This window comes from Galbibacter mesophilus (assembly GCF_023721415.1).
In the GTDB taxonomy this organism is placed as follows: domain Bacteria; phylum Bacteroidota; class Bacteroidia; order Flavobacteriales; family Flavobacteriaceae; genus Galbibacter; species Galbibacter mesophilus.
This window is the reverse complement of the sequence record NZ_JAMQVC010000001.1, coordinates 1,390,175-1,411,768: the sequence shown is the minus strand read 5'-3', so window position 1 is coordinate 1,411,768 and position 21,594 is coordinate 1,390,175. Positions and strand designations below refer to the sequence as shown.

Genomic DNA, 21,594 nt, shown 5'->3' with positions numbered 1-21,594 from the left:
GCTTATGGCTACGTCTTAGTTTTCTTCTTCACATAAATAAAAAATCATCATTTTCTTTTCCGTAATTTCAAACAAAAACTGGTATAAGTAAATATATGAAGTTTAATGAGTTCTATAAAATAATCCATAAAAAAACACCCGCACAATTACTGTACGGGTGTTCTAAAAAAATAGTTATATGTTTTTATATTTCGGTAACCCTTAAGGTGTTTACCATTCCTTTTTCTTTTATAGGCATGGCAGCAAGGCTGATCATCATATCACCCTTTTCCAAAAATCCTCGCTCTACTGAAAACTTATTAACGTCTTCGATAGTTTGATCGGTACTTACAAATTTATCATAATAAAACGCAGTAACACCCCAAAGCAAGCTCAACTGAGTTAAGATTCGCTTATTGGAAGTGAACACTAAAATGTGTGCTTTAGGTCTCCATGCAGAAATTTGAAAAGCCGTATATCCACTATTGGTTAACGTGGTAATTGCTTTTGCATTTATTTCGTTTGCCATACTTGCCGCGTGAAAACATACCGATTTGGTAATGTAACGCTTGGTTTTAATGTGTGGCGGCTCCTGTGGAACTTTAATTAAATGAGAGTGCTCCACACTATTGATAATACTCGACATCTTTTCAATTACTTGAACAGGATACGCTCCTACGGAAGTTTCCCCAGACAACATCACAGCATCTGCACCATCCATTACCGAGTTGGCAACGTCATTTACTTCTGCACGTGTAGGCGTTAGACTGGAAATCATAGTTTCCATCATTTGTGTGGCGATGATTACCGGAATTCTAGCTTTTTTAGCACGTAGCACCAATTGCTTTTGTACTAAAGGAACTTCTTGCGCAGGTATCTCTACTCCCAAATCTCCTCGTGCAACCATTAAACCATCACAATGCGCTACAATCTTATCGATATTTTCTACTGCTTCTGGCTTTTCAATTTTGGCTACAATCGGTATTTTTTGGTCTGTGTGCTCTGAGATGAGCTTTTGAAGATCCATTAAATCTTCACTGTGGCGCACAAAAGACAAGGCAATCCAATCCACATCTTGCTTAACCGCAAAAATGGCGTCTTTAATATCTTTTTTAGTTAGTGCTGGCAAAGATATATCGGTATTCGGCAGGTTAACTCCTTTTTTCGAACGCAACGGTCCTCCCTGAATTACTTTGGCTTTTACTTCGCTCTTTTTATCGGTAGAAACTACTTCGAACATAAGTTTCCCATCATCTAAAAGAATGCGTTCTCCAGGCTTTACATCACTTGGGAATTCTTTGTAGTTCATGTAAACACGCTCACCGTCTCCTTCAAAAGGCTCACCGGTAACAAAAGTGATTTCGTCGTCCTTACTTACGATAACATCCTCCTTCATAACCCCAACACGAAGTTTAGGCCCCTGAAGATCGGCAAGGATAGCGGTATTGTAATTGTACTCTTTATTCAAGGAGCGAATCATATCGATTCGTTCTTTTACGTCATCATAATTTGCGTGCGAAAAATTAATTCTAAACACATTCACACCGGCTTCAATCATGTCTTTTAAGACCTCTTTGCTACTGGTGGCGGGTCCAAGTGTAGCTACAATTTTTGTCTTTTTTCTATTAGGCATTCGTTAGAAAAATTAAATTATTTTTAGATTTTAGTTGTTGTGTTTCTACCTTATAGGCGGTAATTATACCTGGTATTTTTTTAAGTGCCATTAGCACTTCAATTTCCTTATGGTATGGTCCTTCTTCATCAATTTTCAAAAAATAGTCCACTTTACTATATTCTGATATAAAAAAAGCATTTCGAGTGGCCTTATCGGCTCCAAAAAGCCCCGTAGTAACATTGGCCAGCTCTATACTCGTTTCTATACTCGTTTTATTCTTAACCAAGGCCCATGACACCTCATTTTCGTCATCAAACCACTTAAAAGTGGGCACACTCTTTTCTTCAGCAATATTTACATCAGTATTCAACCGCTGTAATTTAATTTGGAACTCTAAGTTTAATAAGTAAGCTAACTTATAATCGGCTAAAGATCCGTGAATAGCGATTAATGTATAAGAGTGTTCATAAAAATCGTCTAATAGTTTATAGATAGCCATATACGAGTTTACACGGAAGTGTAAATATATAATTATAACTGTGACTTAGCAACTTTTCAACGACTGATTGTCTGTATTTTAAAGCGAAAACGTTATAGTTTACAATAAAATAATAATTACAGAAAATCATCAATTTTATCCTGTAGCGCGTAGTATGCTCTTTTAGCAGCGCTTTCTTCTGCTTTCTTCTTAGAGGTAGCCCTAGCTTTGGCAACCACTTTTTTATTAATGAAAAGTTTTACGGCAAAATGCTTTAATTCATCGTTTCCGTTGTCTTCGTATGTATCAAATAGAAATTCCTTTTTTTCTTTTTGGCACCATTCAATTATCAGGCTTTTGTAACTAATAATCTTTCCTTCCAAACTTTCTATATCTACATAGGGCACAATTACTCTTTTGTGAATAAAACGCTCACAATACACAAAACCACGGTCCAGAAAAATAGCGCCTACCAAAGCTTCAAAAACATTTCCATGAATGTTATCACCAAAATGTTCGTTTGGAATCTTACTTTTTACAAATTTTATAAGGTTTAAATCTTTCCCCAGTTCGTTCAAGTGTTCCCTACTTACAATCTTAGACCGCATTTTAGTAAGGTATCCTTCGTCTCCATCGGGCACTTCATTATAAAGATAATTGGAAATAATAGAACCCAACATAGTGTCCCCCAAAAATTCTAGACGTTCGTAGTTTACAGGAAGACCATTTTCGTCTTTTATATTGTAGGATCGATGCGTAAACGCTTTTTTGTAGAGATTGATGTCTTTAGGTTTAAAACCTAAAATCTGCCAGATTTCTAAAAAAAAATCCCCGTCATCTTGTGACCGGGAATTTAATATTTTTCGAATGATCTTCATTCAGTATTTTTAACTAATCTAGCTTTTTAAACATCACACAGGCATTATGACCACCAAATCCGAAGGTGTTACTCATAGCAACCTTAACATCTCTCTTTTGCGCTTCATTTAGGGTTAAATTAAGCTTAGGATCAATATTTTCATCCTTTGTAGAATGGTTAATAGTTGGAGGCACAACACCGTGCTCTATTGCTAAAATAGAGGCAATCGCTTCTACTGCACCTGCGGCTCCTAATAAGTGACCCGTCATGGATTTAGTAGAATTGATATTAATGTTGTATGCGTTTTCACCAAACACTTTACCAATAGCCTTCAATTCTGCAACATCCCCAAGAGGAGTAGAAGTACCATGTGTATTTATGGTATCTACATCTTCCGGTTTTAGTCCGGCGTTGTTAAGGCAGTTTTCCATTACAGCTACTACACCAATCCCTTCAGGATGCGGAGCCGTCATGTGGTAAGCATCAGATGATAATCCGCCACCAATTACTTCAGCATAAATTTTTGCACCACGTGCAACTGCGTGATCATACTCTTCTAGCACCAACGCTCCAGAGCCTTCTCCCAAAACAAAACCGTCCCGATTTGCATCAAAAGGTCTTGATGCTGTTTTTGGGTCGTCGTTTCGGGTACTCATAGCGTGCATAGCATTAAATCCACCCATTCCAGCAGCAGTAACTGCTGCTTCAGAACCTCCTGTAATTACTACGTCGGTAGTTCCTAAGCGAATGGAATTTAAAGCATCGATAATAGCATTGGCTGAAGATGCACATGCAGACACCGTAGTGTAATTTGGACCCATGAATCCATTTTTAATGGAAATCAATCCAGGGGCAATATCTGCAATCATTTTAGGGATAAAGAAAGGGTTGAACCTAGGACTTCCGTCACCAAGCGCATAATTGGTTACTTCTTCTTGAAAAGTTTCCAATCCTCCAATTCCGGCCCCCCAAATAACGCCTACTCTATACTTGTTCACCTTTTCGATGTCAAGTCCAGAGTCTTTCAAGGCTTCATCTGCCGTTACCATGGCATATTGAGCGAAGCGATCCATACGGCGCGCTTCTTTTCTGTCTATAAAGTTGGTTGGATCGAAGTTTTTAACTTCACAGGCGAATTGCGTTTTAAATTTTTCAGCATCAAAATGGGTTACTGGAGCAGCTCCACTAACGCCATTTAAAAGACTGTTCCAATATTCGTCTACAGTATTCCCTATGGGGGTTAATGCTCCTAATCCTGTTACTACAACTCGCTTTAATTTCATCTGAATATTTTTTATTCTGATAAATAATAATCTACCAAAAAAATTTATTCACGCAATATAGCATGAATAAATTTTTTGGTCTATTTCTTTATAAAAACGTTTACTTTGCTTCTTCTATATACTTAACCGCTTGGCCAACAGTAGCAATGTTTTCAGCTTGATCGTCTGGAATCTGGATGTCGAATTCTTTTTCAAACTCCATAATTAATTCCACAGTGTCTAATGAGTCTGCGCCTAGATCGTTTGTGAAGCTTGCTTCTGGCACAACCTCGTTTTCATCTACACCTAATTTGTCTACGATAATCGCTTTTACTCTTGATGCAATGTCTGACATAATTTTTTTGTTTTAAAATTTAATTGTTGGCAAAAATAAAAAACTTTGCTTTAAAAAAACGTTTTGAAGCTAAAATGTGCTTTTAAAGTTAATAATTTTTATTTCAACTATTTAATTTTCACCTTCTCTTTCTAAATAATTATTCCTTTTTTTGCCTAGAAATAGAACCAACATAACACTCATAAAAGCCCATAATAGGGCTCTAACAAAAATAATCTTACTTTAATAAATTGAGGATTGCGTTCTGGCTTCGGTTTAAAATAGTAAACTGATTAAAAGGGCATTTTGTAACATTTAAATTTAAACAAGTGAAAAATATCGTCATATTCGCATCAGGTTCTGGAACTAATGCAGAAAACATCATCAAGCATTTCGAAAAATCTTCCTTGGCCGAAGTAACTTTAGTTTTGTCCAACAAGAGGGATGCTATGGTACTTAACCGGGCTAACAATTATGGCAAAAGTGCCATTTCTTTCAACAAAATCGCTTTTAATAACGGACACATACTACAAATCTTACAAACATTAAAGCCCGATTTAATCGTTTTGGCTGGATTCCTTTGGAAGGTTCCTACGGAAATCACTCAAGCATTTCCAAATAAAATCATTAATATACACCCGGCTTTGTTGCCAAAGTTTGGCGGAAAAGGAATGTATGGAATGCATGTGCACGAAGCGGTAGTAACACAAAAAGAAACGGAATCTGGTATCACTATTCATTATGTAAATGAAAATTACGACGAAGGAAATATCATTTTCCAAGCAAAAACAACTGTTTTGCCAAGCGATACTGCAGAAGATGTTGCCCAAAAAATTCATCAATTGGAATATATGCACTTTCCTGAAATCATTGAAAAAGTATTGAATGAACAAGCATGATGTACATATTTATACTGACGGTTCTTCACGAGGAAATCCTGGCCCGGGCGGTTACGGTATTGTAATGGAATGGGTTGGCAAGCCTTACAGAAAAGAGTTTTCAGAAGGGTTTAAAAAAACCACCAATAACCGCATGGAACTTATGGCCGTAACCGAAGCTTTGAAAAAATTAAAAAAAAGCAATACTTTGGTAAAAGTTTTTTCTGATTCTAAATATGTAGTGGACGCAGTAGAGAAAGGTTGGGTCTTTGGTTGGGAGAAGAAAAGCTTTAAAGACAAAAAGAATCCGGATTTATGGATTGATTTCTTAAAAGAATACAGAAAGCAGAAAGTAAGTTTTCAATGGATTAAAGGACATAATAACCATCCCCAAAACGAAAGATGCGATTTTTTGGCTGTTGAAGCCTCTAAAAAAAATAACTTAAAAATTGATAAAGGGTTTGAACAAACCCAACCGTAACGCAAAAAAAATAACAACTTAAAATTCCCTCATGAAAGTTTTATTTTTTATTACTTGTTTCATCTTTTTAGGCCTTTCTGCTCACGCCCAAGAATGGGAACTTAAAAGAAGCGCCAACAACATAAAAGTTTACACTCGCGAATTGGACTCTACCAAAATCAACGAGTATAAAGCGGTGTTGATTGCAAATACTTCCGTAGAAAATGTTGTTAGTATAATTACCAACGGAAACGGCCTGAAAAACTGGAATCACAAAACCCCAGAAAGTGAAACGCTCCTAAAAGTATCCGATAAGGAATACATCTTTTGGATGAAAAATGACCTTCCCTGGCCAATTACGGACCGAGACCACGTCTGCAAGGTTTCCGTAGAAAAAATCAGTCCAAAAAATTACAAAATCGATATATCCCCAGCGGATACAATTTTAAGGCTACCGGAATACAACACCATTAGAATTGAAAATTTTAAAGGTTTTTGGCTTATTAACGAAATTGATGAGAATACGGTAGAAATCACACAACAAATGTATGGAGATCCCAAGGGAACCATTCCTTCATGGCTTGTAAATTCTATACTCACCTCCTTCCCTTTTCATTCTTTTGAAAATCTGAAAGAAATACTGGAAAACTAAACCTATATTTGCAAAAAAATTATTTCATGGGTAAATTACTAATTGTAGGAAGCGTAGCTTTTGATGCTATCGAGACTCCTTTTGGTAAAACAGATAAAATTCTTGGTGGAGCTGCGCCTTTTATAGGTTTGGCTGCATCTCAATTTGATGTAGAAAGTGCCATCGTTTCGGTAGTGGGAGATGATTTCCCTCAAAAATACTTAGATCTTTTTGCTGAAAACAACATAGATATTAGTGCTATTGAAGTAGTAAAAGGTGGTAAAACGTTTTTTTGGAGCGGTAAATACCATAACGATCTTAATTCAAGAGATACTTTAGAGACTCAGTTAAATGTTCTGGCCGATTTTAATCCAAAAGTGCCACACCATTTTAAGGATGCAGAGATTGTTATGTTAGGAAATCTAAATCCTTCCGTCCAATTAAGTGTAATTGAACAAATGGAAGTTCGTCCGAAACTAATTATTTTGGACACTATGAATTTCTGGATGGATAGTTTTTTGGACGACCTCATGAAAGTAATTGAAAAAGTAGACGTTATTACTATTAATGACGAAGAAGCTAGACAATTGTCCGGCGAATATTCCTTGGTTAAAGCTGCTGAAAAAATTCACGCAATGGGACCAAAATACGTGGTAATTAAAAAAGGAGAGCACGGCGCCTTACTTTTCCATAACGGAGATGTTTTCTTTGCACCGGCTTTACCACTGGAAGAAGTATTTGATCCTACTGGCGCGGGAGACACTTTTGCAGGCGGATTCTCGGGATATCTAGCGAAAACAGATGATTATTCATTTGAAAATATGAAGAACGCCGTAATTCACGGTTCAAACTTAGCTTCTTTCAACGTTGAGAAATTTGGCACCAAACGACTCCAAAACTTATCCCACGAAGAAGTATTTAAAAGGCTCCAACAATTTAAGAGTCTTACACAATTTGATATAAAACTTACATAAATAAACTACTGCCCTAATTTTTAGGGTTTTTTTTATTCGAATACAATGAGTGACGCTATTAAACACGAATGTGGAATTGCCTTGGTTAGGTTACTTAAACCGTTAGAATACTACAAAGAAAAGTATGGGACTGCATTTTATGGTATAAATAAAATGTACCTCATGATGGAAAAGCAGCACAACCGCGGGCAGGATGGAGCAGGATTTGCAAGCATAAAATTAAACATGCAACCAGGCGAGCGCTACATGAGTCGTGTACGTTCTAACCAATCGCAACCTATACAGGATATTTTTAACCAGATAAATTCCCGTATTAACGACGAACTAAAAGAACATCCAGAATACAACGACAGTATTGAAGTTCAAAAAAAAGAAATCCCTTACCTTGGCGAGCTAATGTTGGGACATGTGCGTTATGGAACGTTTGGCAAAAACAGCATTGAAAGTGTTCACCCTTTCTTACGCCAAAACAATTGGATGCACAGAAACTTGATTGTAGCTGGGAATTTTAATATGACCAATGTAAACGAGTTGTTTTCGAACTTAATTCGTTTAGGTCAGCATCCAAAAGAAAAGGCAGACACCATTACGGTAATGGAAAAAATTGGTCATTTCCTAGATGATGCCGTTGCGAAGCTTTACAAAGAAATTAAAAAGGAAGGCTTCACCAAAATGGAAGCCTCTCCGTTGATTGCTGACAGACTTAAAGTTTCCAAGATTCTAAAGAAAGCAGCCAAAAATTTCGATGGGGGTTATGCCATGGCCGGACTTATTGGTCACGGGGACGCTTTTGTACTAAGGGATCCTGCCGGGATTCGACCAGCCTATTATTACAAAGATGATGAAGTAGTAGTTGTAGCTTCAGAAAGACCGGTAATACAGACTGTTTTCAATGTAAATTTTGAAGACGTTCAAGAACTGGATCCTGGAAAGGCGATTATCATTAAAAAAGACGGTTCAACTTCAACCAAAAAAATACTTGAACCGTTGGAGCGCAAAGCTTGTTCTTTTGAACGTATCTATTTTTCAAGAGGAAGTGATGCCGAAATATATCAAGAAAGAAAAAATCTTGGACGCCTTTTACTTCCGAAGATATTAAAAGCGATTGACGAGGATATTGAAAACACGGTATTCTCTTACATACCAAATACTGCGGAAACTTCGTTTTACGGAATGGTAAAACAGGCTCAGGATTTTTTAAACGAAAAGAAAGAGCAGGAAATATTGAAAGAAGGTGCTAATTTAACGAGCGAGCGTCTTCACGAAATACTTTCCAAACGACCTCGCATTGAAAAAGTAGCCATTAAGGATGCTAAACTAAGAACGTTTATTACGGAAGATAGCAGCCGAGACGATTTGGTGACACACGTTTACGATGTTACCTACGGCTCTGTAAAACCAACAGACAACTTAGTAATTATTGATGACAGTATTGTAAGAGGAACAACGCTAAAGAAAAGTATTTTACGCATATTAGACCGCTTGCAGCCAAAAGCTATCGTAGTTGTTTCTTCGGCGCCTCAAATACGCTACCCCGATTGTTATGGTATCGATATGGCAAGAATGGAAGATTTAATTGCTTTTAAGGCTGCCTTAGCATTGCACGAAGAAAGGGGAACTGCCGGTATCGTTGAAGAAATTTACAAAAACTGTAAAGATCAAGTTGAATTACCAGATGCTGAAGTAAAAAATGCAGTTCAAGCTTTTTATGAACCTTTCGGCGATGAGGAGATTTCACAAAAAATTTCAGAATTGTTGTGTCCAGAAGGAATGAAGGCCGAAGTAAAAATCATCTACCAAACTGTAGAAAACTTACACGCCGCTTGTCCTAAAAACCTTGGTGACTGGTACTTTACAGGAAATTATCCAACCGCGGGAGGAAACCGTGTGGTGAATAGATCGTTCATGAACTTCTATGAAGGCGTACAGGGAAGAGCTTATTAAAAATGTATTTTGTCGTTAAAATGCGCAATTTAACTGATTCTTAACTTATAAATAATATTCTGTTCTTATCTTTGCTAATACCATAGCATAAGTAGGTTAAGTTCATGGTAAGATTTGGGGCAAAAAGGACGGATTAACTTCCGTCCTTTTTATTTTTGTTACTTTTCTAAAATTTTTAACTTCTTCCAAAAAAATATCCTATCAAGTAATTTATATAGAAAATACACTTTATCTATAAAACGTGTATTACACCTAATAATTTTTACCGAAATCAATATTCAGCATACTTTAGCCAATACCATAGCATAAGTAGGTTAAGTTCATGGTAAGATTTGGGGCAAAAAGGACGGATTAACTTCCGTCCTTTTTATTTTTACCCCATTTGGAAATTATTCAACTCCACTTTACTCCTTTCTTCAGAAAATGAAAACAAAAAAAATGCCCGTACGAATACGAGCATTTTTTAGAATATAGTTTTAAAGTTAAGAAAGTTCCCAACCTTCTCTGTATTCTCTTTTAATCCACCTTTCAGCAATAGGGAAATTGGTGACTTTCATGTTTTCTCCATCCCACAAAAGACGTTTTCTTCCTGGCGAAGCTTCAAACTCCCATTCGCTCATTCTTTCACCTTCATCATTTAATTTCTTGTACTGGAAGGCACGTATGGCTAAATTACCCATAAGAACAGCTTCTGTTAACGGTCCGGCATAAGAGAAAGGTGATGAAGTTTTAGAACCTGTAAGACATCCTTCCACAAAATTACCTGCATGTCCGTTTTCAACGCGCTTCAAACTTTGCGCTGGGAAAGCGCCCACTTTATCTTTATAATAATTTAGAATTCTCGGATTTGCAGAATAGGTATCAGTAATCATAACACCTTTTTCTCCGTAGAATATACTTCCACCGCCACCGTCGCCAATGGTTTCAGAGTCTTGGATGTGTTCTGGGAACTCCGGACGCATTCCGCCATCGTACCAATTCAAAGACACATCACCTTGGGTTTTAGAATTAAATTTCAATCTCACTACAGATGAAGGCGGACAAGCGTCTTCAAAGTTTCCTGGCACGAAATCTTTGACCCAAGGCACCGTACAACTTGCTTGTGCTTCAGTTGGGTAACCTAAGTTGAGTACATTAAAAGGCGTTTCCATAATGTGGCAACCCATATCACCTAAAGCTCCCGTTCCAAAATCCCACCATCCGCGCCATTTAAATGGCATATAAGCAGAGTTGTATGGGCGGTCTTTTGCAGGGCCTAACCATAAATCCCAATCCAAACCTTCTGGTACGGGCTCTGATTCTGTAATAATTTTATTCCCTTGTGGCCAAACAGGTCTGTTTGTCCAACAATCTACTCTATTCACTTTTCCAAGAACACCAGCATCAATCCATTCTTTGGCGGTGCGAATGCCATCTGAAGAACTTCCTTGATTCCCCATTTGGGTCACAATACCATGTTTCTTGGCTATTTCGGTTAGCAATCTCGCCTCGTAGATATTGTGCGTTAACGGCTTTTCTACATAGGCATGTTTTTTAGCTTTCATAAAAGGCAGCGCAATTGTTGCATGCGTATGGTCTGGTGTAGCAACCATAAATGCATCAATATCTTTTAAGTGCTTATCGTAAACCTTTCTGTAATCTTTATACGTTTTTACATCAGGAAAAGCTTGATACGTGTTTTTGGCACGTCTATCATCGACGTCACAAAAGGCAACAAATTTTACCTTTTTAGTATTGTGTAACTCTTCTACTACTTGCTTTCCTCTTCCACCAACACCAATACCAACCATGTAAAGTGTATCACTTGGCGGTATGTGCTCTCCTCCCATCACATGGGAAGGGATGATGTAAAAGGCACTTCCTGCTGCAGCTGCATTTTTAATAAAGTTTCTTCGTTTCATGTGTAATTATTAATTGTTTTTAGTGGTTACATGGAACACCCAAATTAGCATTACGATTGGTGATTTAAGCTTAATTCTAGGTGTTTCATTATGGAATCTTTAAAATTTTCAAGGTTAATTAAAAAAACAGCAAAAAAGATACACAAAAAATTTGGAGTAGAATTCAATTTAATGAATGGATTTTTTCCTTAATTTTGGAATATGTCCAACAAAAATTATATAAAAGGAAGAGGCGCACAGCTGAATACAGATAACAAATTTTTTGAATTTTCCCATGAATTGCGGGATGATTTCCTGGAGTATTGCCGGCTGGAGGGTGAGGAAGCTACTAAAAATGAAACTCAGTATTTAGAGGTTTTCCCAAAGACTATTGTTAACAAGGTTACTAGCCCCGATGTTGGCATGAACTATTCTATGAACCCCTACCAAGGTTGTGAACATGGCTGTATTTACTGCTATGCGAGAAATTCCCACGAATATTGGGGTTACAGTGCAGGATTGGACTTTGAACGTAAAATACTCGTAAAAAAGAACGCACCTCAACTTCTAGAACAAAAATTGCTTAGTAAAAAATGGCAAGCCAAGACGATTGTAATGGCTGGAAATACCGATTGTTACCAACCTGCGGAACAAAAATTTAAAATCACTCGAAAATGTTTGGAAGTGTTTTTAAAATACAAACATCCTGTGGGCATAATAACCAAAAATGCCTACATAAAAAAAGACCTAGACATTCTAAAGGATTTAGCTTCTGAAGGATTGATAGGCGTAAATATTTCAATAACTTCTTTGAGCGAAGAAACCAGGCGAATTTTGGAGCCCCGTACAGCTAGTATTAAAAAAAGATTGGAAACAGTAAAGCTTTTAAGCGAGAACAATATCCCAGTAAATGTTATGATTGCCCCAATTATACCGAGCATTAACAGTCATGAAATTCTTCCATTGGCAAAAACCGTAAAAGAGTATGGCGCAAAATCTATTGCGTTTACCATGGTTCGATTGAACGGTTCCATTGGTGAAATTTTTAGCGACTGGATTCGGAAATCCATGCCCGATAAAGCAGAAAAAGTTTTACATCAAATAGCAGAATGCCACGGTGGAACGCTCAACGATAGTAGATTTGGTGTCCGGAAAACAGGAGAAGGCAAAATTGCAGAACAGATACACGCGCTTATTCGTATTGCAAAACAACAATATTTTCAAGACTCTGAATTCCCAAAACTTAATCATGATTTATTTGAAATGCAAAGACATATTTTACAACAGAACCAACACGGACAAACTAGTTTGTTTTAGACTTATACCATTATTCAGCTTCAGAAAAGGTTATAAATAAAAAACTGTCAGCTCAAGTTTGGCGAAGGGTTAAAGATAAACCTGTTTGACTAACCTAAGCTGACAGTTTCTTTTCAGCAGTAACTATCTACTGAATTAAAAAATGCTACTACACCGGAGAAGCTTCTCCTATTTTTTCAATTACATCGTCTTTTTTATTTCTAAACTTCATTTTCACCCAATACACGATGTAAAATAATAACGGAACAATAATCAATGTAAGGAAAGTAGCGATAAACAGTCCGAAAATTACTGTCCAAGCCAGAGGCCCCCAAAATATTACGTTATCACCTCCCATGTAAATTTGAGCATCAAATTGAGAAAACAACGAGAAAAAGTCGATATTCAAACCGATTGCTAACGGAATTAAACCTAAAATTGTCGTAATAGCCGTAAGCAATACAGGCCTTAATCTAGCGCGCCCGGCCATTACCAATACTTCTTTCATGTCTTTCTTCGGAAGTAAATCGGAGTTTTCCGTTAGACCCAATTTAATTTTTCGTCTATCAATAAGAATTTGCGCATAATCCAACAGTACTACCCCGTTGTTTACCACGATACCCGCCAAGGAGATAATTCCCATCATGGTCATCATAATAACAAACGACCAACCGGTAATCATGAGACCACCAAATACACCTATGAAACTTAAAAAGATGGCAATCATGATGATGGTAGGCTTGGAAATTGAACTGAATTGGAAAATTAAAATCAGCATTATCAATCCTAATCCCGCAAAAAAGGCGCTCATCAAGAAATTCATTTGTTTTTGCTGCTCCTCCAATTGTCCGGTATAATCCACATTTATATCAGAAGAAATATCGAAATTCCGCATTTCCTTTTGAATCTTTCCAACCACTGCACCAGCATCGGTATAACCTGGTGCGAGTCCGGAATAAACAGTCACAACCCGTTTAAGGTCACGGTGTTTAATCGCACTGAATGAAGAAGTATTCTTGCGTTTGGCCACGGCAGAAACTGGTATTTCTTTAATTTGACCAGTTGCTTGATCCCTAAAAATTATTTTCTGATTAAACAATGCATCGGGATTGTAACGCAAGTCTTTATTAAAGCGAACATAAATATCATAATCGTCGCCGTCCTCCTTATAGATTCCTGCTTTTTCACCAAAAATTGAACGCCTCAACTGATTTCCAACTTGTCCAACAGCTACGCCAAGTTCTCCGGCTTTTTCCCGGTCAACCTCAACCACCATGGCAGGTTTCCCCTTGTTTACATCAATTTTAAGTTCTTCAACACCGGCCACATTTCTGGAATTGATGTAATCCCTCATTTTTTCGGCATCCGCAATAAGTTGATCGTAATCCTCTCCGCTCAATTCAATATTTATAGGATAACCAGCTGGCGGACCAACAGCATCCTTTTCAACTGAAATGGCAATTCCAGGAAAAACTCCTTTAAGCGCCTCTTGTACTTTCTTCCGAAGTTTCTCACTATCTTTTCCACGTCGGTATTTATATTCTCGCATGGTGGCTGTAATTTTAGCCTTGTGAGGCATTTCTGCTGAAGAACCTCCATCGGTTTGAGGGTTTCCAGCACCTTCACCAACTTGCGAAACAGCAGACTCCACCATAAAATTATAACCGCCATCCATGTATTCTTTGTCGTTTAAAACATTGTATACACGTTTCTCGATTTCTTTGGTAATTGCATTTGTTTTATTGATATCCGTTCCTTGAGGATATTCAATATAAACTATAATCTGGTTGGGTTTATTATCTGGGAAAAATTCCACTTTTGTACGCCCACTTCCCAAAGAAGCTCCAAACAACATAAAAACAACGATAAGCATGACGAAGGTTCCACCGACAAAAAGTACAGGCTTCCACCCCATTAAAGAAGATTTAAGGAAGTTTTGGTATTTATCTTCTAGCCATACAAGCGTATTTCTTTGGAAATAGTTAGCTGTACCTTTTAACCAATATCGATACACCCAAAACATAATTGCGGTAAAGAGCATTAATGTTCCAATTCCACGAATGGCACCGCCGAAAATCAAAATTAAAAGTCCGGGTACTCCCAAAATAATACTTAATCTAATAAGTTGTTTTCTGGTAAGTTTTTTCTCACCAACATTCATAAATTCCGAAACCAGCATGGAGTTCATGAAAATAGCCACGAATAGCGACGAACCCAGCACCACAGAAAGTGTAATTGGAAAGTATTTCATAAATTCTCCCATAACGCCTGGCCACATTCCCAACGGAATAAAAGCCGCAACCGTTGTGGCAGTAGAAATAATGATAGGAAATGCAATCTCACCAATACCTTTCTTGGCAGCTTCAACTCGCGACATTCCTTCTTCATCCATCAATCGGTAAACGTTTTCTACCACCACAATACCGTTATCTACCAACATCCCGAGTCCCATGATTAGTGCAAAAAGAATCATGGTGTTTAGTGTATAACCCAGTCCTTGTAAAATCATAAACGACATAAACATGGACATTGGGATTGCAAAACCAACGAAAAGCGCATTCCTAAATCCTAAAAAGAACATTAAAACCCCAACCACGAGAATAATCCCAAAAATGATGTTATTTACCAAATCGTTTACTTGGTTCAAGGTCTGTGAGGATTGGTCGTTAGCAACCGTAATGGAAAGGTCTGGTGGATAATATTCCTTTCTAGCCTTTTTAATAATTTCCGTAATCTTTTCGGAAGCTTCAATCATGTTTTTTCCAGCTCTCTTTTTAACGTCGAGCATTACAACACTCTCTCCAAATTCTCTTGCAAAGGTTGTTTTATCTTCTTCCTTAAAACTTATATCTGCTATATCCCGCAGGTAAACCACACCGTCTTGCGACTTCACCACAAAATTATTGAGTTCTTTAGGCTTTTCAATTTCCCCAAGAATACGAATAGTCCTTCTTTGTCCGCTTACAATCATGTTCCCGGCAGACATGGTAACATTTCCGTTTCTAATGGTGTTTAGAACGTCATCAAAACTTACTTTGGCAGCCATCATTTTGTAAACATCTACAGCTACCTCCACTTCTTTTTCCTGTGCCCCGCGAATATCTACTTGTTTTATTTCGGGCAAGTCTTCAATTTTATCTTCTAAATATTCCCCGTATTCTTTCAATTTATCAACAGGATAATTTCCTTGAATGTTGATATTAAGAATTGGCATTTCTTCCGATAGGTTAAGGTCGAATACATTTGGTTCTACTTTTGCGCCATTAAAAACTGGCCAATCTTCACCAGCTTTTTCAGCATCTACCTCATCTTTCACCTTTTGTTTGGCGGCTTCTACGGTAATATCCTCATCAAATTCAACTGTAATTATTGAATAATCCTCTTGAGAAGTTGATAAAATTTCAACAACATTACTTACGTTTTTAAGTTCGTCCTCAAGTGGGTCGGTAATTAAACGTTCAATATCTTCAGCTGTATTCCCTGGATAAGGTGTGCTTATGTAAATCTTGGTTTCTTTAACCTCTGGAAAAGATTCACGAGGCATCCCGAAATAGGCAGAAATACCAAGTACCAGCACAATGGCAATCATCACGTAGATGGTGGTCTTGTTTTCTATAGCCCATGACGATAGTACAAATTCCTTATCGGCATTTTTATTAATCTTGCTCATGTACTACTGCTTTAATATTTTTACGTTCTGTCCTTCTTGCACACTTCTGGCGCCTTCCTTAATTACTTGGTCTCCGGCTTTAATTCCTTTAACCACTTCTACCAAATCATCTTGAGTTTTACCGGTTTCTATGATTTTACGGTGTACTTCTGCCTCTCCATCCGCTTTTACATTCGTGGCCACATAAACATATTGTTCCCCAGCTGCATTTTCAGAAATAACACTTTGCGGAATTAAAATAGCGTTCTCGCTGGTGTAATCGTTAATTATAACTTTTGAAGTTAAATTTGGTTTAATGTTCCCATTTTCATTAGGCACACCAATTTCAATTTTGAAGGAACGGTTTCCCGGATTGATGTAATTACTTACCTGTCTTATTTCGGTTTCAATTTTGGTGTTTATAACAGGAAATTCTGCTATAACATCGGTCCCTTTTTCAATACTCGTTAAATATTTCTCCGGAACCTCTGTTTCAATGTACATATTATCTAAACTTACAATACGCATAATTGGTGTTCCCATGGTTAAATTGGAACCTTGGTCAGAAATTATCTCTTCGATAGTTCCCGAAAATGGAGCAATCACTTTTGTCTTGCCCAGTTGACTTTCCATTTGCTTCACGGCACTTTCAGTTGATTCGTATTGCGTTTTGGACTGCAAGTATTGTATTTCAGAACCAATATTCTGTTTCCAAAGTCTTTTTTGACGTTCGTAAGTAGTTTGCGCCAAATTAGCCTGTGCTTTCAACTGTGTTAATTGAGCTCCCATACCGCCATCATCAATTCGGGCAAGCACTTGGCCTTTTCTTACTTTTTGTCCTTCTTTTACCAATACTTCTTCCAGTACTCCAGAATATTCAGCATTAATAACGATGTTTTCCTTTGTGCTAACACTTCCCTGCAATTCTACGTAATGATTAAACAGTGTGTCTTTCGCTTTAAAAGCAGTTACGAGGACCAAATTTTGTGTGGTGTCTAGCGCTTTGATGGCGTCGTTTAGTTGCTTCAGCTGAACCCCTAATTCATCATGCTGAAGCGTTACTTCCTCCCGTTTTGCCTTCATGGCTTCTAAGTCACCACTTTCTATAGTTTCTTCTACAGAACTTTTATTACCGCCTCCGCAGGAAGCCATAATGATTGCCGTTAGTATGGTTATGTATGTATTTTTCATCTATTTTAATTTTTATTGCTGATTTTCTTGATTTCTATTGGTAACGTCGGGCGTATTTAAAACAGTTTCTAAATTGGCTTTGGCATCAATTACATCCAACATAGAATTTATATATTCCCTTTGTGCTGTGTATAACTGAGTCTGTGCTTGCCTTAAATCAAAACTAGTGGTAATTCCCTCCCTGTATTTTATTAAGTTTTTATCTTCTATTCTTTCGGCTAGCTTTAAGTTTTCTTCGGAAGTGTAATAGTTTTCAATAGCAAAAGTAAAGTTGCTTTTAGCCCTGTCGAGTTCTAAATTTATTTCCTGCTGCGCCTGTATGAAATCCGTTTTGGATTGCTCCAAAGCTATTTTTGCCTGTTGTGTCCTAGCGCTCCTTTGCAACGAACTGAAAATAGGAATGTTCATACTCACCCCTAAAATGGAGGATTGAAACCAAGGAGTATCGTTATCAAAAAACACAAATTCATTGTCGAAAGCAGATGTCCCATAGTTAACAAAACCATTTATAGAAGGAAGTGCTTTACTCTTTTCTAGCTTCACCTCCAATTCCCGTTGCTCGGTGAGATTCTTGGCAATCCTGTAATCAACATTATTTTCAAAACTGAATTCGGTTTCGGTAAGTGCCATCCCAATGCTTTCTTGTGCCAGTTTCTCTAGGTTATCTTCTAAATAAACTTCGGTATTAACGGGAATTCCTAGCGCCAAATTGAGCATTTCTTTCGCAATGCCTTCTAGCCTACGTGTGTTTTTTAAGTCGTTTTCTACTTGAGCTGTGGTAATTTGTAATTGCTCTACATCTTCTTCTTCAGCAAAACCGTTTTCAAACAAGGCTTTTGTTTCCTTTAAATTGTCTTGCAAAGTAGCCAGGTTATTCTCCAAAATAGTAAGTCCTTCTTGGGTTACCAGTACACTTCCGTAGGCATTTATTACCCCCTTTCGAACTTCGAGAAGTGTTTTTTCGTTGGCATTTTCGTTAAAATCAACAAAAACCTTTGCTGCCTGTAATCCTACCAAATAGGACCCGTCGAATATTAACTGGGTTAGCGTAGCGGTTAAAGAGGCGTTTTGCTTAACTCCAAAAACAACGGGTACAAAAGTACCAGGTTCACCTCCTACAAATTCTCCAGGAATCGGCGTAACCGGCTGCTTAAGCTGATTTTGATAATCTACAACACCGTTTATTTGCGGCAAACCAGCAGCCGTAGTTTCCCACTTTTTCTTAATGGATTTTGCTATTTCCCTTCTGGAATTTATGGCAGAATAACTGCTATCCAAGGCAAAATTAATGGCCTCTTCCAAAGAAAAACTGTAGCTCCTCTCTTGAGTATACCCAAAAGTTGTGATTAATAATATAAATAAGATGGAAAGTGTCCTCATCTGTTAGTTATTGTTTTCGTTAATAAATTCATTCAAAATCTTCAGTCCGTTTTCTGTTGCGATAGCCCTAATGTGATACTCTAGAAATTTTTCCGTAATTACTGAAGGGATATACGTGCTCGAAGGAAATAAATCGGTGTCTTTTACACTCACCATTCCACTAAAATAAATACGGGCAATAAAATCGATATCAATTTCTGGTCTGTAAATCCCACTTGCTATACCTTTTTCTAAATTTTCTTTCAAACTGTCGTACATCACTTCAAATTGTTTCCAGATAATACGATCATAGATTTTTGGATAATATTTCTTTAGCTGAAATTGAGGCGATGATTTATCATCTTTTAAGTATTCACTCACAAACTTTTTTATATGAAAAAGCTCTTCAATTGGATTTTCTGAAGCTTCACATATAAAATCGATACCGTTACAAATGGAATCGAACAAGTAAAGCACCGCAGCCTCTACCAAAGCCGCTTTGGTTTTATAATGCTGATAAATGGTCTTTTTGGAAATCCCTAGGGATTCCGCAATATCGTCCATAGTAACGCTCTTAAACCCTAAGGTTAAAAACATTTCGGTGGATTTATCTAAAATTTTGTCTTTCATACAGGGTGCAAATATAGGCGAGGAAACTTTAAAAACAATAAAAGTTTCCAAAGTTTTACCGTTATTTAACATACAAATCGAATGGACAGAAAATCGATTTATGGTATTTTAGCAAAAAAATTGACCCATATGTTGAGTATCGCAGCCTATAGAGAGGCGTTTATTAGTCACTTAAATCAAACTATTGTTACAAAAGAACCCACCAATCTCTACGAGCCTATTCAATACATTTTAAATTTGGGCGGAAAGCGTTTACGGCCTGTTCTCACCTTATTAACTGCCGATATATTTGGTAACAATCATAAAGAAGCGATGCATGCTGCAATGGCGGTAGAGATTTTTCATAATTTCTCCTTAGTACACGATGACATTATGGATGACGCTCCCTTGCGAAGAGGAAAAGAAACCGTACACGAAAAGTGGGACCTCAATACAGGAATCCTCTCGGGAGATGCCATGCTTATTGTGGCCTACCAATTTTTTGAAAATTACGAAGCAGATACCTTTAAAAGCCTTGCTAAACTTTTTAGCAAAACAGCCATTGAGGTATGCGAAGGACAACAATACGATGTAGATTTTGAAACGAGGGACGATGTTACAATCGACGAATACTTGAAAATGATCACCTACAAAACGGCTGTTCTGGTGGCTGCTGCCATGAAAATGGGCGCAATTATAGGCAAAGCGGATAAAAAAGAGTGCCAAAAGATTTACGATTTCGGATTGAATCTAGGTATTGCTTTTCAACTGAAAGATGATTACCTAGATGCCTTTGGCGATCCCAAAACCTTCGGAAAACAAGTTGGTGGCGACATTATTGAGAATAAGAAAACATACCTCTACTTAAAAACAATGCAAAACCTTTCTTCGGAAGAAGCTGCGCAACTAAAACATTTATTCGAAATAAACCCAACGGATACCACGGATAAAATTTCTTCCGTAAAGGAATTAATGAAAAGCAGTGGTGGCGCCAATGAAACATTGTTAGCTATTGAAGCCTACACTGCTAAAGCCCTGGATTTATTGGAGGAATTGAACATTGATACATCTAAAAAAGAAATTCTTAGAAACTTTGCCAATATGTTGATGGGAAGGGAAGTTTAAATTTAATTTACAACTAGACCTTTTTTACTTAACAAACGGAATTTTTCTTTCATGTATTTCCGGTGTTCGCTTAAACTTCACTATAGTTTCTTCTACGGCGGTAATTGCAACTACCTCTATCGTTATGTGAATGCCATAAAGATTATCGGGATTTTTAATCCCTAAATACCACTTTTGGCTTGGTGTATCTTTTACTCTAACAACGCCAGATTTGTAATTTTCCCGGGTTCCGTCCATAGAAAATGTGAAATTCTCATTGGCTCTAAAAAGACTTGCTTGCTCGCTGTCCAATAAATAAACATCACAAATGTGTGCGCCAGGAGGTGCATGTAAATTTCCCACTCCGCTAGAGATGGAACTCGCATCCGTATCGAGGTATCTTGACAGCTCGGATGCTAAACTGAACGTTTTCGCAGTATTTTTGACTGCTTCTTCATCACGATTGGCAGAAAGCACATAATACCACTCTTTTGTATTCTCAGGCAGATAGATAGGAAACACAGTTCGGTCTTTACCGCCTTTTACCAACGCGTTCGATTTACTGTTTAGATAAAATTGTTCCTTCTGAATAGTTTTAGGCTCTAATTTTTCAACTGTTTCAACAACTCTCTTTTCATCGCCATAAACGGTGTCTTGAATCGTTTTATAATCCAATTCAGCATACTCTTTCCCCAAAAGAGTTAATTTTCACGAGTATGGAAAACGCTATCGGCTGGGTTGTTTCATTTTTAAAATTCAACTCGTAAACAGACCTTTCTGAAGAAGTGACATCACCTTTGAATCGCTTAAAATTTTCCTCATTCAAAATTCGCTTATCGTCCTTCAGCGCGGTCAAATAAAATTGGGATATTTTCTTTCCTTCCGTTCTTTTAATGGCAATTTCAATTAAATCCCCTTTATTGGCAGCAATATGCAATGTCGTTTCCTCTTTGCTTTTTAGCACTGCGGTTTCATCAATATTCGTCTGTGCCGCAGAGAAATTCAGCATTAGGGAAAGTAATAAAAAGGACAAAAACTTCATAAGTAATATTTTCAACTAAAATAATTATTTTCCTATACTTTGAACTGAAA

19 protein-coding genes are annotated in these 21,594 nt (G+C 37.3%); 7 read left to right on the top strand and 12 right to left on the bottom strand.

The genetic code is table 11. The features are described 5' to 3' along the window. Nucleotides 1-184 precede the first annotated feature (184 nt). The 5 genes from pyk to NDQ75_RS06135 form a co-directional block, all read right to left on the bottom strand. The gene (pyk, locus tag NDQ75_RS06155; RefSeq protein WP_202028511.1) at nt 185-1,612 is read right to left on the bottom strand and encodes a pyruvate kinase; all 1,428 of its coding nucleotides are present in this window, start codon (nt 1,610-1,612) and stop codon (nt 185-187) included. Then, nucleotides 1,605-2,093, bottom strand: a complete 489-nt coding sequence (locus NDQ75_RS06150; RefSeq protein ID WP_202028510.1) for an IPExxxVDY family protein — start codon at nt 2,091-2,093, stop codon at nt 1,605-1,607. Before NDQ75_RS06150 ends, pyk begins: the two co-directional genes overlap by 8 nt. A gap of 116 nt (nt 2,094-2,209) precedes the next feature. After that, nucleotides 2,210-2,950: a ribonuclease III gene (rnc, locus tag NDQ75_RS06145; RefSeq protein ID WP_202028509.1), complete on the bottom strand. Its 741-nt coding sequence runs from the start codon at nt 2,948-2,950 to the stop codon at nt 2,210-2,212. 13 nt (nt 2,951-2,963) lie between these two features. Next, complete coding sequence (gene fabF, locus NDQ75_RS06140; RefSeq protein WP_202028508.1) at nt 2,964-4,214, bottom strand: beta-ketoacyl-ACP synthase II; 1,251 nt, start codon at nt 4,212-4,214, stop codon at nt 2,964-2,966. A gap of 100 nt (nt 4,215-4,314) precedes the next feature. Beyond that, nucleotides 4,315-4,548 (bottom strand): acyl carrier protein, encoded by a 234-nt coding sequence (locus tag NDQ75_RS06135; RefSeq protein ID WP_008989958.1) that lies wholly within the window; start codon nt 4,546-4,548, stop codon nt 4,315-4,317. A 308-nt stretch (nt 4,549-4,856) separates the two neighbouring features. On the opposite strand from NDQ75_RS06135, the gene purN reads away from it, so the two are divergent. Genes purN through NDQ75_RS06110 form a run of 5 tightly spaced genes read left to right on the top strand, consistent with a single transcriptional unit; the run spans nt 4,857 to nt 9,414 of the window. Beyond that, entirely contained in the window at nt 4,857-5,426 is a 570-nt protein-coding gene (gene purN, locus NDQ75_RS06130) for a phosphoribosylglycinamide formyltransferase (protein ID WP_202028507.1), read from the top strand. Next, a complete protein-coding gene (rnhA, locus tag NDQ75_RS06125) occupies nt 5,413-5,886 on the top strand; it encodes a ribonuclease HI (protein WP_202028506.1) in 474 nt (157 codons plus the stop codon). Before purN ends, rnhA begins: the two co-directional genes overlap by 14 nt. A 31-nt stretch (nt 5,887-5,917) precedes the next feature. Then, the gene (locus tag NDQ75_RS06120; protein ID WP_202028505.1) at nt 5,918-6,517 is read left to right on the top strand and encodes an START domain-containing protein; all 600 of its coding nucleotides are present in this window, start codon (nt 5,918-5,920) and stop codon (nt 6,515-6,517) included. A gap of 26 nt (nt 6,518-6,543) precedes the next feature. After that, nucleotides 6,544-7,470 (top strand): PfkB family carbohydrate kinase, encoded by a 927-nt coding sequence (locus NDQ75_RS06115; protein ID WP_202028504.1) that lies wholly within the window; start codon nt 6,544-6,546, stop codon nt 7,468-7,470. A gap of 45 nt (nt 7,471-7,515) precedes the next feature. Continuing rightward, on the top strand, nt 7,516-9,414 hold the full coding sequence (locus tag NDQ75_RS06110; RefSeq protein WP_202028503.1) for an amidophosphoribosyltransferase: 1,899 nt from the start codon (nt 7,516-7,518) through the stop codon (nt 9,412-9,414). Nucleotides 9,415-9,896: 482 nt separating this feature from the next. Here NDQ75_RS06110 and NDQ75_RS06105 read toward each other — a convergent pair whose 3' ends face one another. After that, nucleotides 9,897-11,315, bottom strand: coding sequence for a Gfo/Idh/MocA family protein (locus NDQ75_RS06105; protein WP_202028502.1), 1,419 nt, complete (start codon nt 11,313-11,315; stop codon nt 9,897-9,899). A 201-nt stretch (nt 11,316-11,516) separates the two neighbouring features. Between NDQ75_RS06105 and NDQ75_RS06100 the strand changes: the two genes are divergently transcribed. Continuing rightward, nucleotides 11,517-12,611, top strand: coding sequence for a PA0069 family radical SAM protein (locus NDQ75_RS06100; RefSeq protein ID WP_202028501.1), 1,095 nt, complete (start codon nt 11,517-11,519; stop codon nt 12,609-12,611). Between the two features lie 148 nt (nt 12,612-12,759). On the opposite strand, the gene NDQ75_RS06095 is transcribed toward NDQ75_RS06100, so the two are convergent. From NDQ75_RS06095 to NDQ75_RS06080, 4 genes are read right to left on the bottom strand one after another with little or no spacing between them, the layout of a single operon-like run. Next, a complete protein-coding gene (locus tag NDQ75_RS06095) occupies nt 12,760-16,260 on the bottom strand; it encodes an efflux RND transporter permease subunit (protein WP_202028500.1) in 3,501 nt (1,166 codons plus the stop codon). A gap of 3 nt (nt 16,261-16,263) precedes the next feature. Beyond that, a complete protein-coding gene (locus NDQ75_RS06090; protein ID WP_202028499.1) occupies nt 16,264-17,430 on the bottom strand; it encodes an efflux RND transporter periplasmic adaptor subunit in 1,167 nt (388 codons plus the stop codon). A 12-nt stretch (nt 17,431-17,442) separates the two neighbouring features. Continuing rightward, entirely contained in the window at nt 17,443-18,810 is a 1,368-nt protein-coding gene (locus NDQ75_RS06085) for a TolC family protein (RefSeq protein ID WP_202028498.1), read from the bottom strand. A gap of 3 nt (nt 18,811-18,813) precedes the next feature. Beyond that, complete coding sequence (locus NDQ75_RS06080; RefSeq protein WP_202028497.1) at nt 18,814-19,419, bottom strand: TetR/AcrR family transcriptional regulator; 606 nt, start codon at nt 19,417-19,419, stop codon at nt 18,814-18,816. Nucleotides 19,420-19,548: 129 nt separating this feature from the next. Between NDQ75_RS06080 and NDQ75_RS06075 the strand changes: the two genes are divergently transcribed. Next, nucleotides 19,549-20,523 carry a polyprenyl synthetase family protein gene (locus NDQ75_RS06075; protein ID WP_202028704.1) on the top strand — a complete coding sequence of 325 codons (975 nt, stop codon included), beginning with the start codon at nt 19,549-19,551 and terminating at the stop codon, nt 20,521-20,523. A gap of 24 nt (nt 20,524-20,547) precedes the next feature. On the opposite strand, the gene NDQ75_RS06070 is transcribed toward NDQ75_RS06075, so the two are convergent. Both NDQ75_RS06070 and NDQ75_RS06065 read right to left on the bottom strand, forming a co-directional pair. Further along, nucleotides 20,548-21,198 carry a hypothetical protein gene (locus NDQ75_RS06070; protein ID WP_202028496.1) on the bottom strand — a complete coding sequence of 217 codons (651 nt, stop codon included), beginning with the start codon at nt 21,196-21,198 and terminating at the stop codon, nt 20,548-20,550. After that, nucleotides 21,179-21,544, bottom strand: a complete 366-nt coding sequence (locus NDQ75_RS06065; RefSeq protein WP_202028495.1) for a hypothetical protein — start codon at nt 21,542-21,544, stop codon at nt 21,179-21,181. The genes NDQ75_RS06070 and NDQ75_RS06065 overlap by 20 nt, the downstream gene beginning before the upstream one ends. Nucleotides 21,545-21,594: the final 50 nt, after the last annotated feature.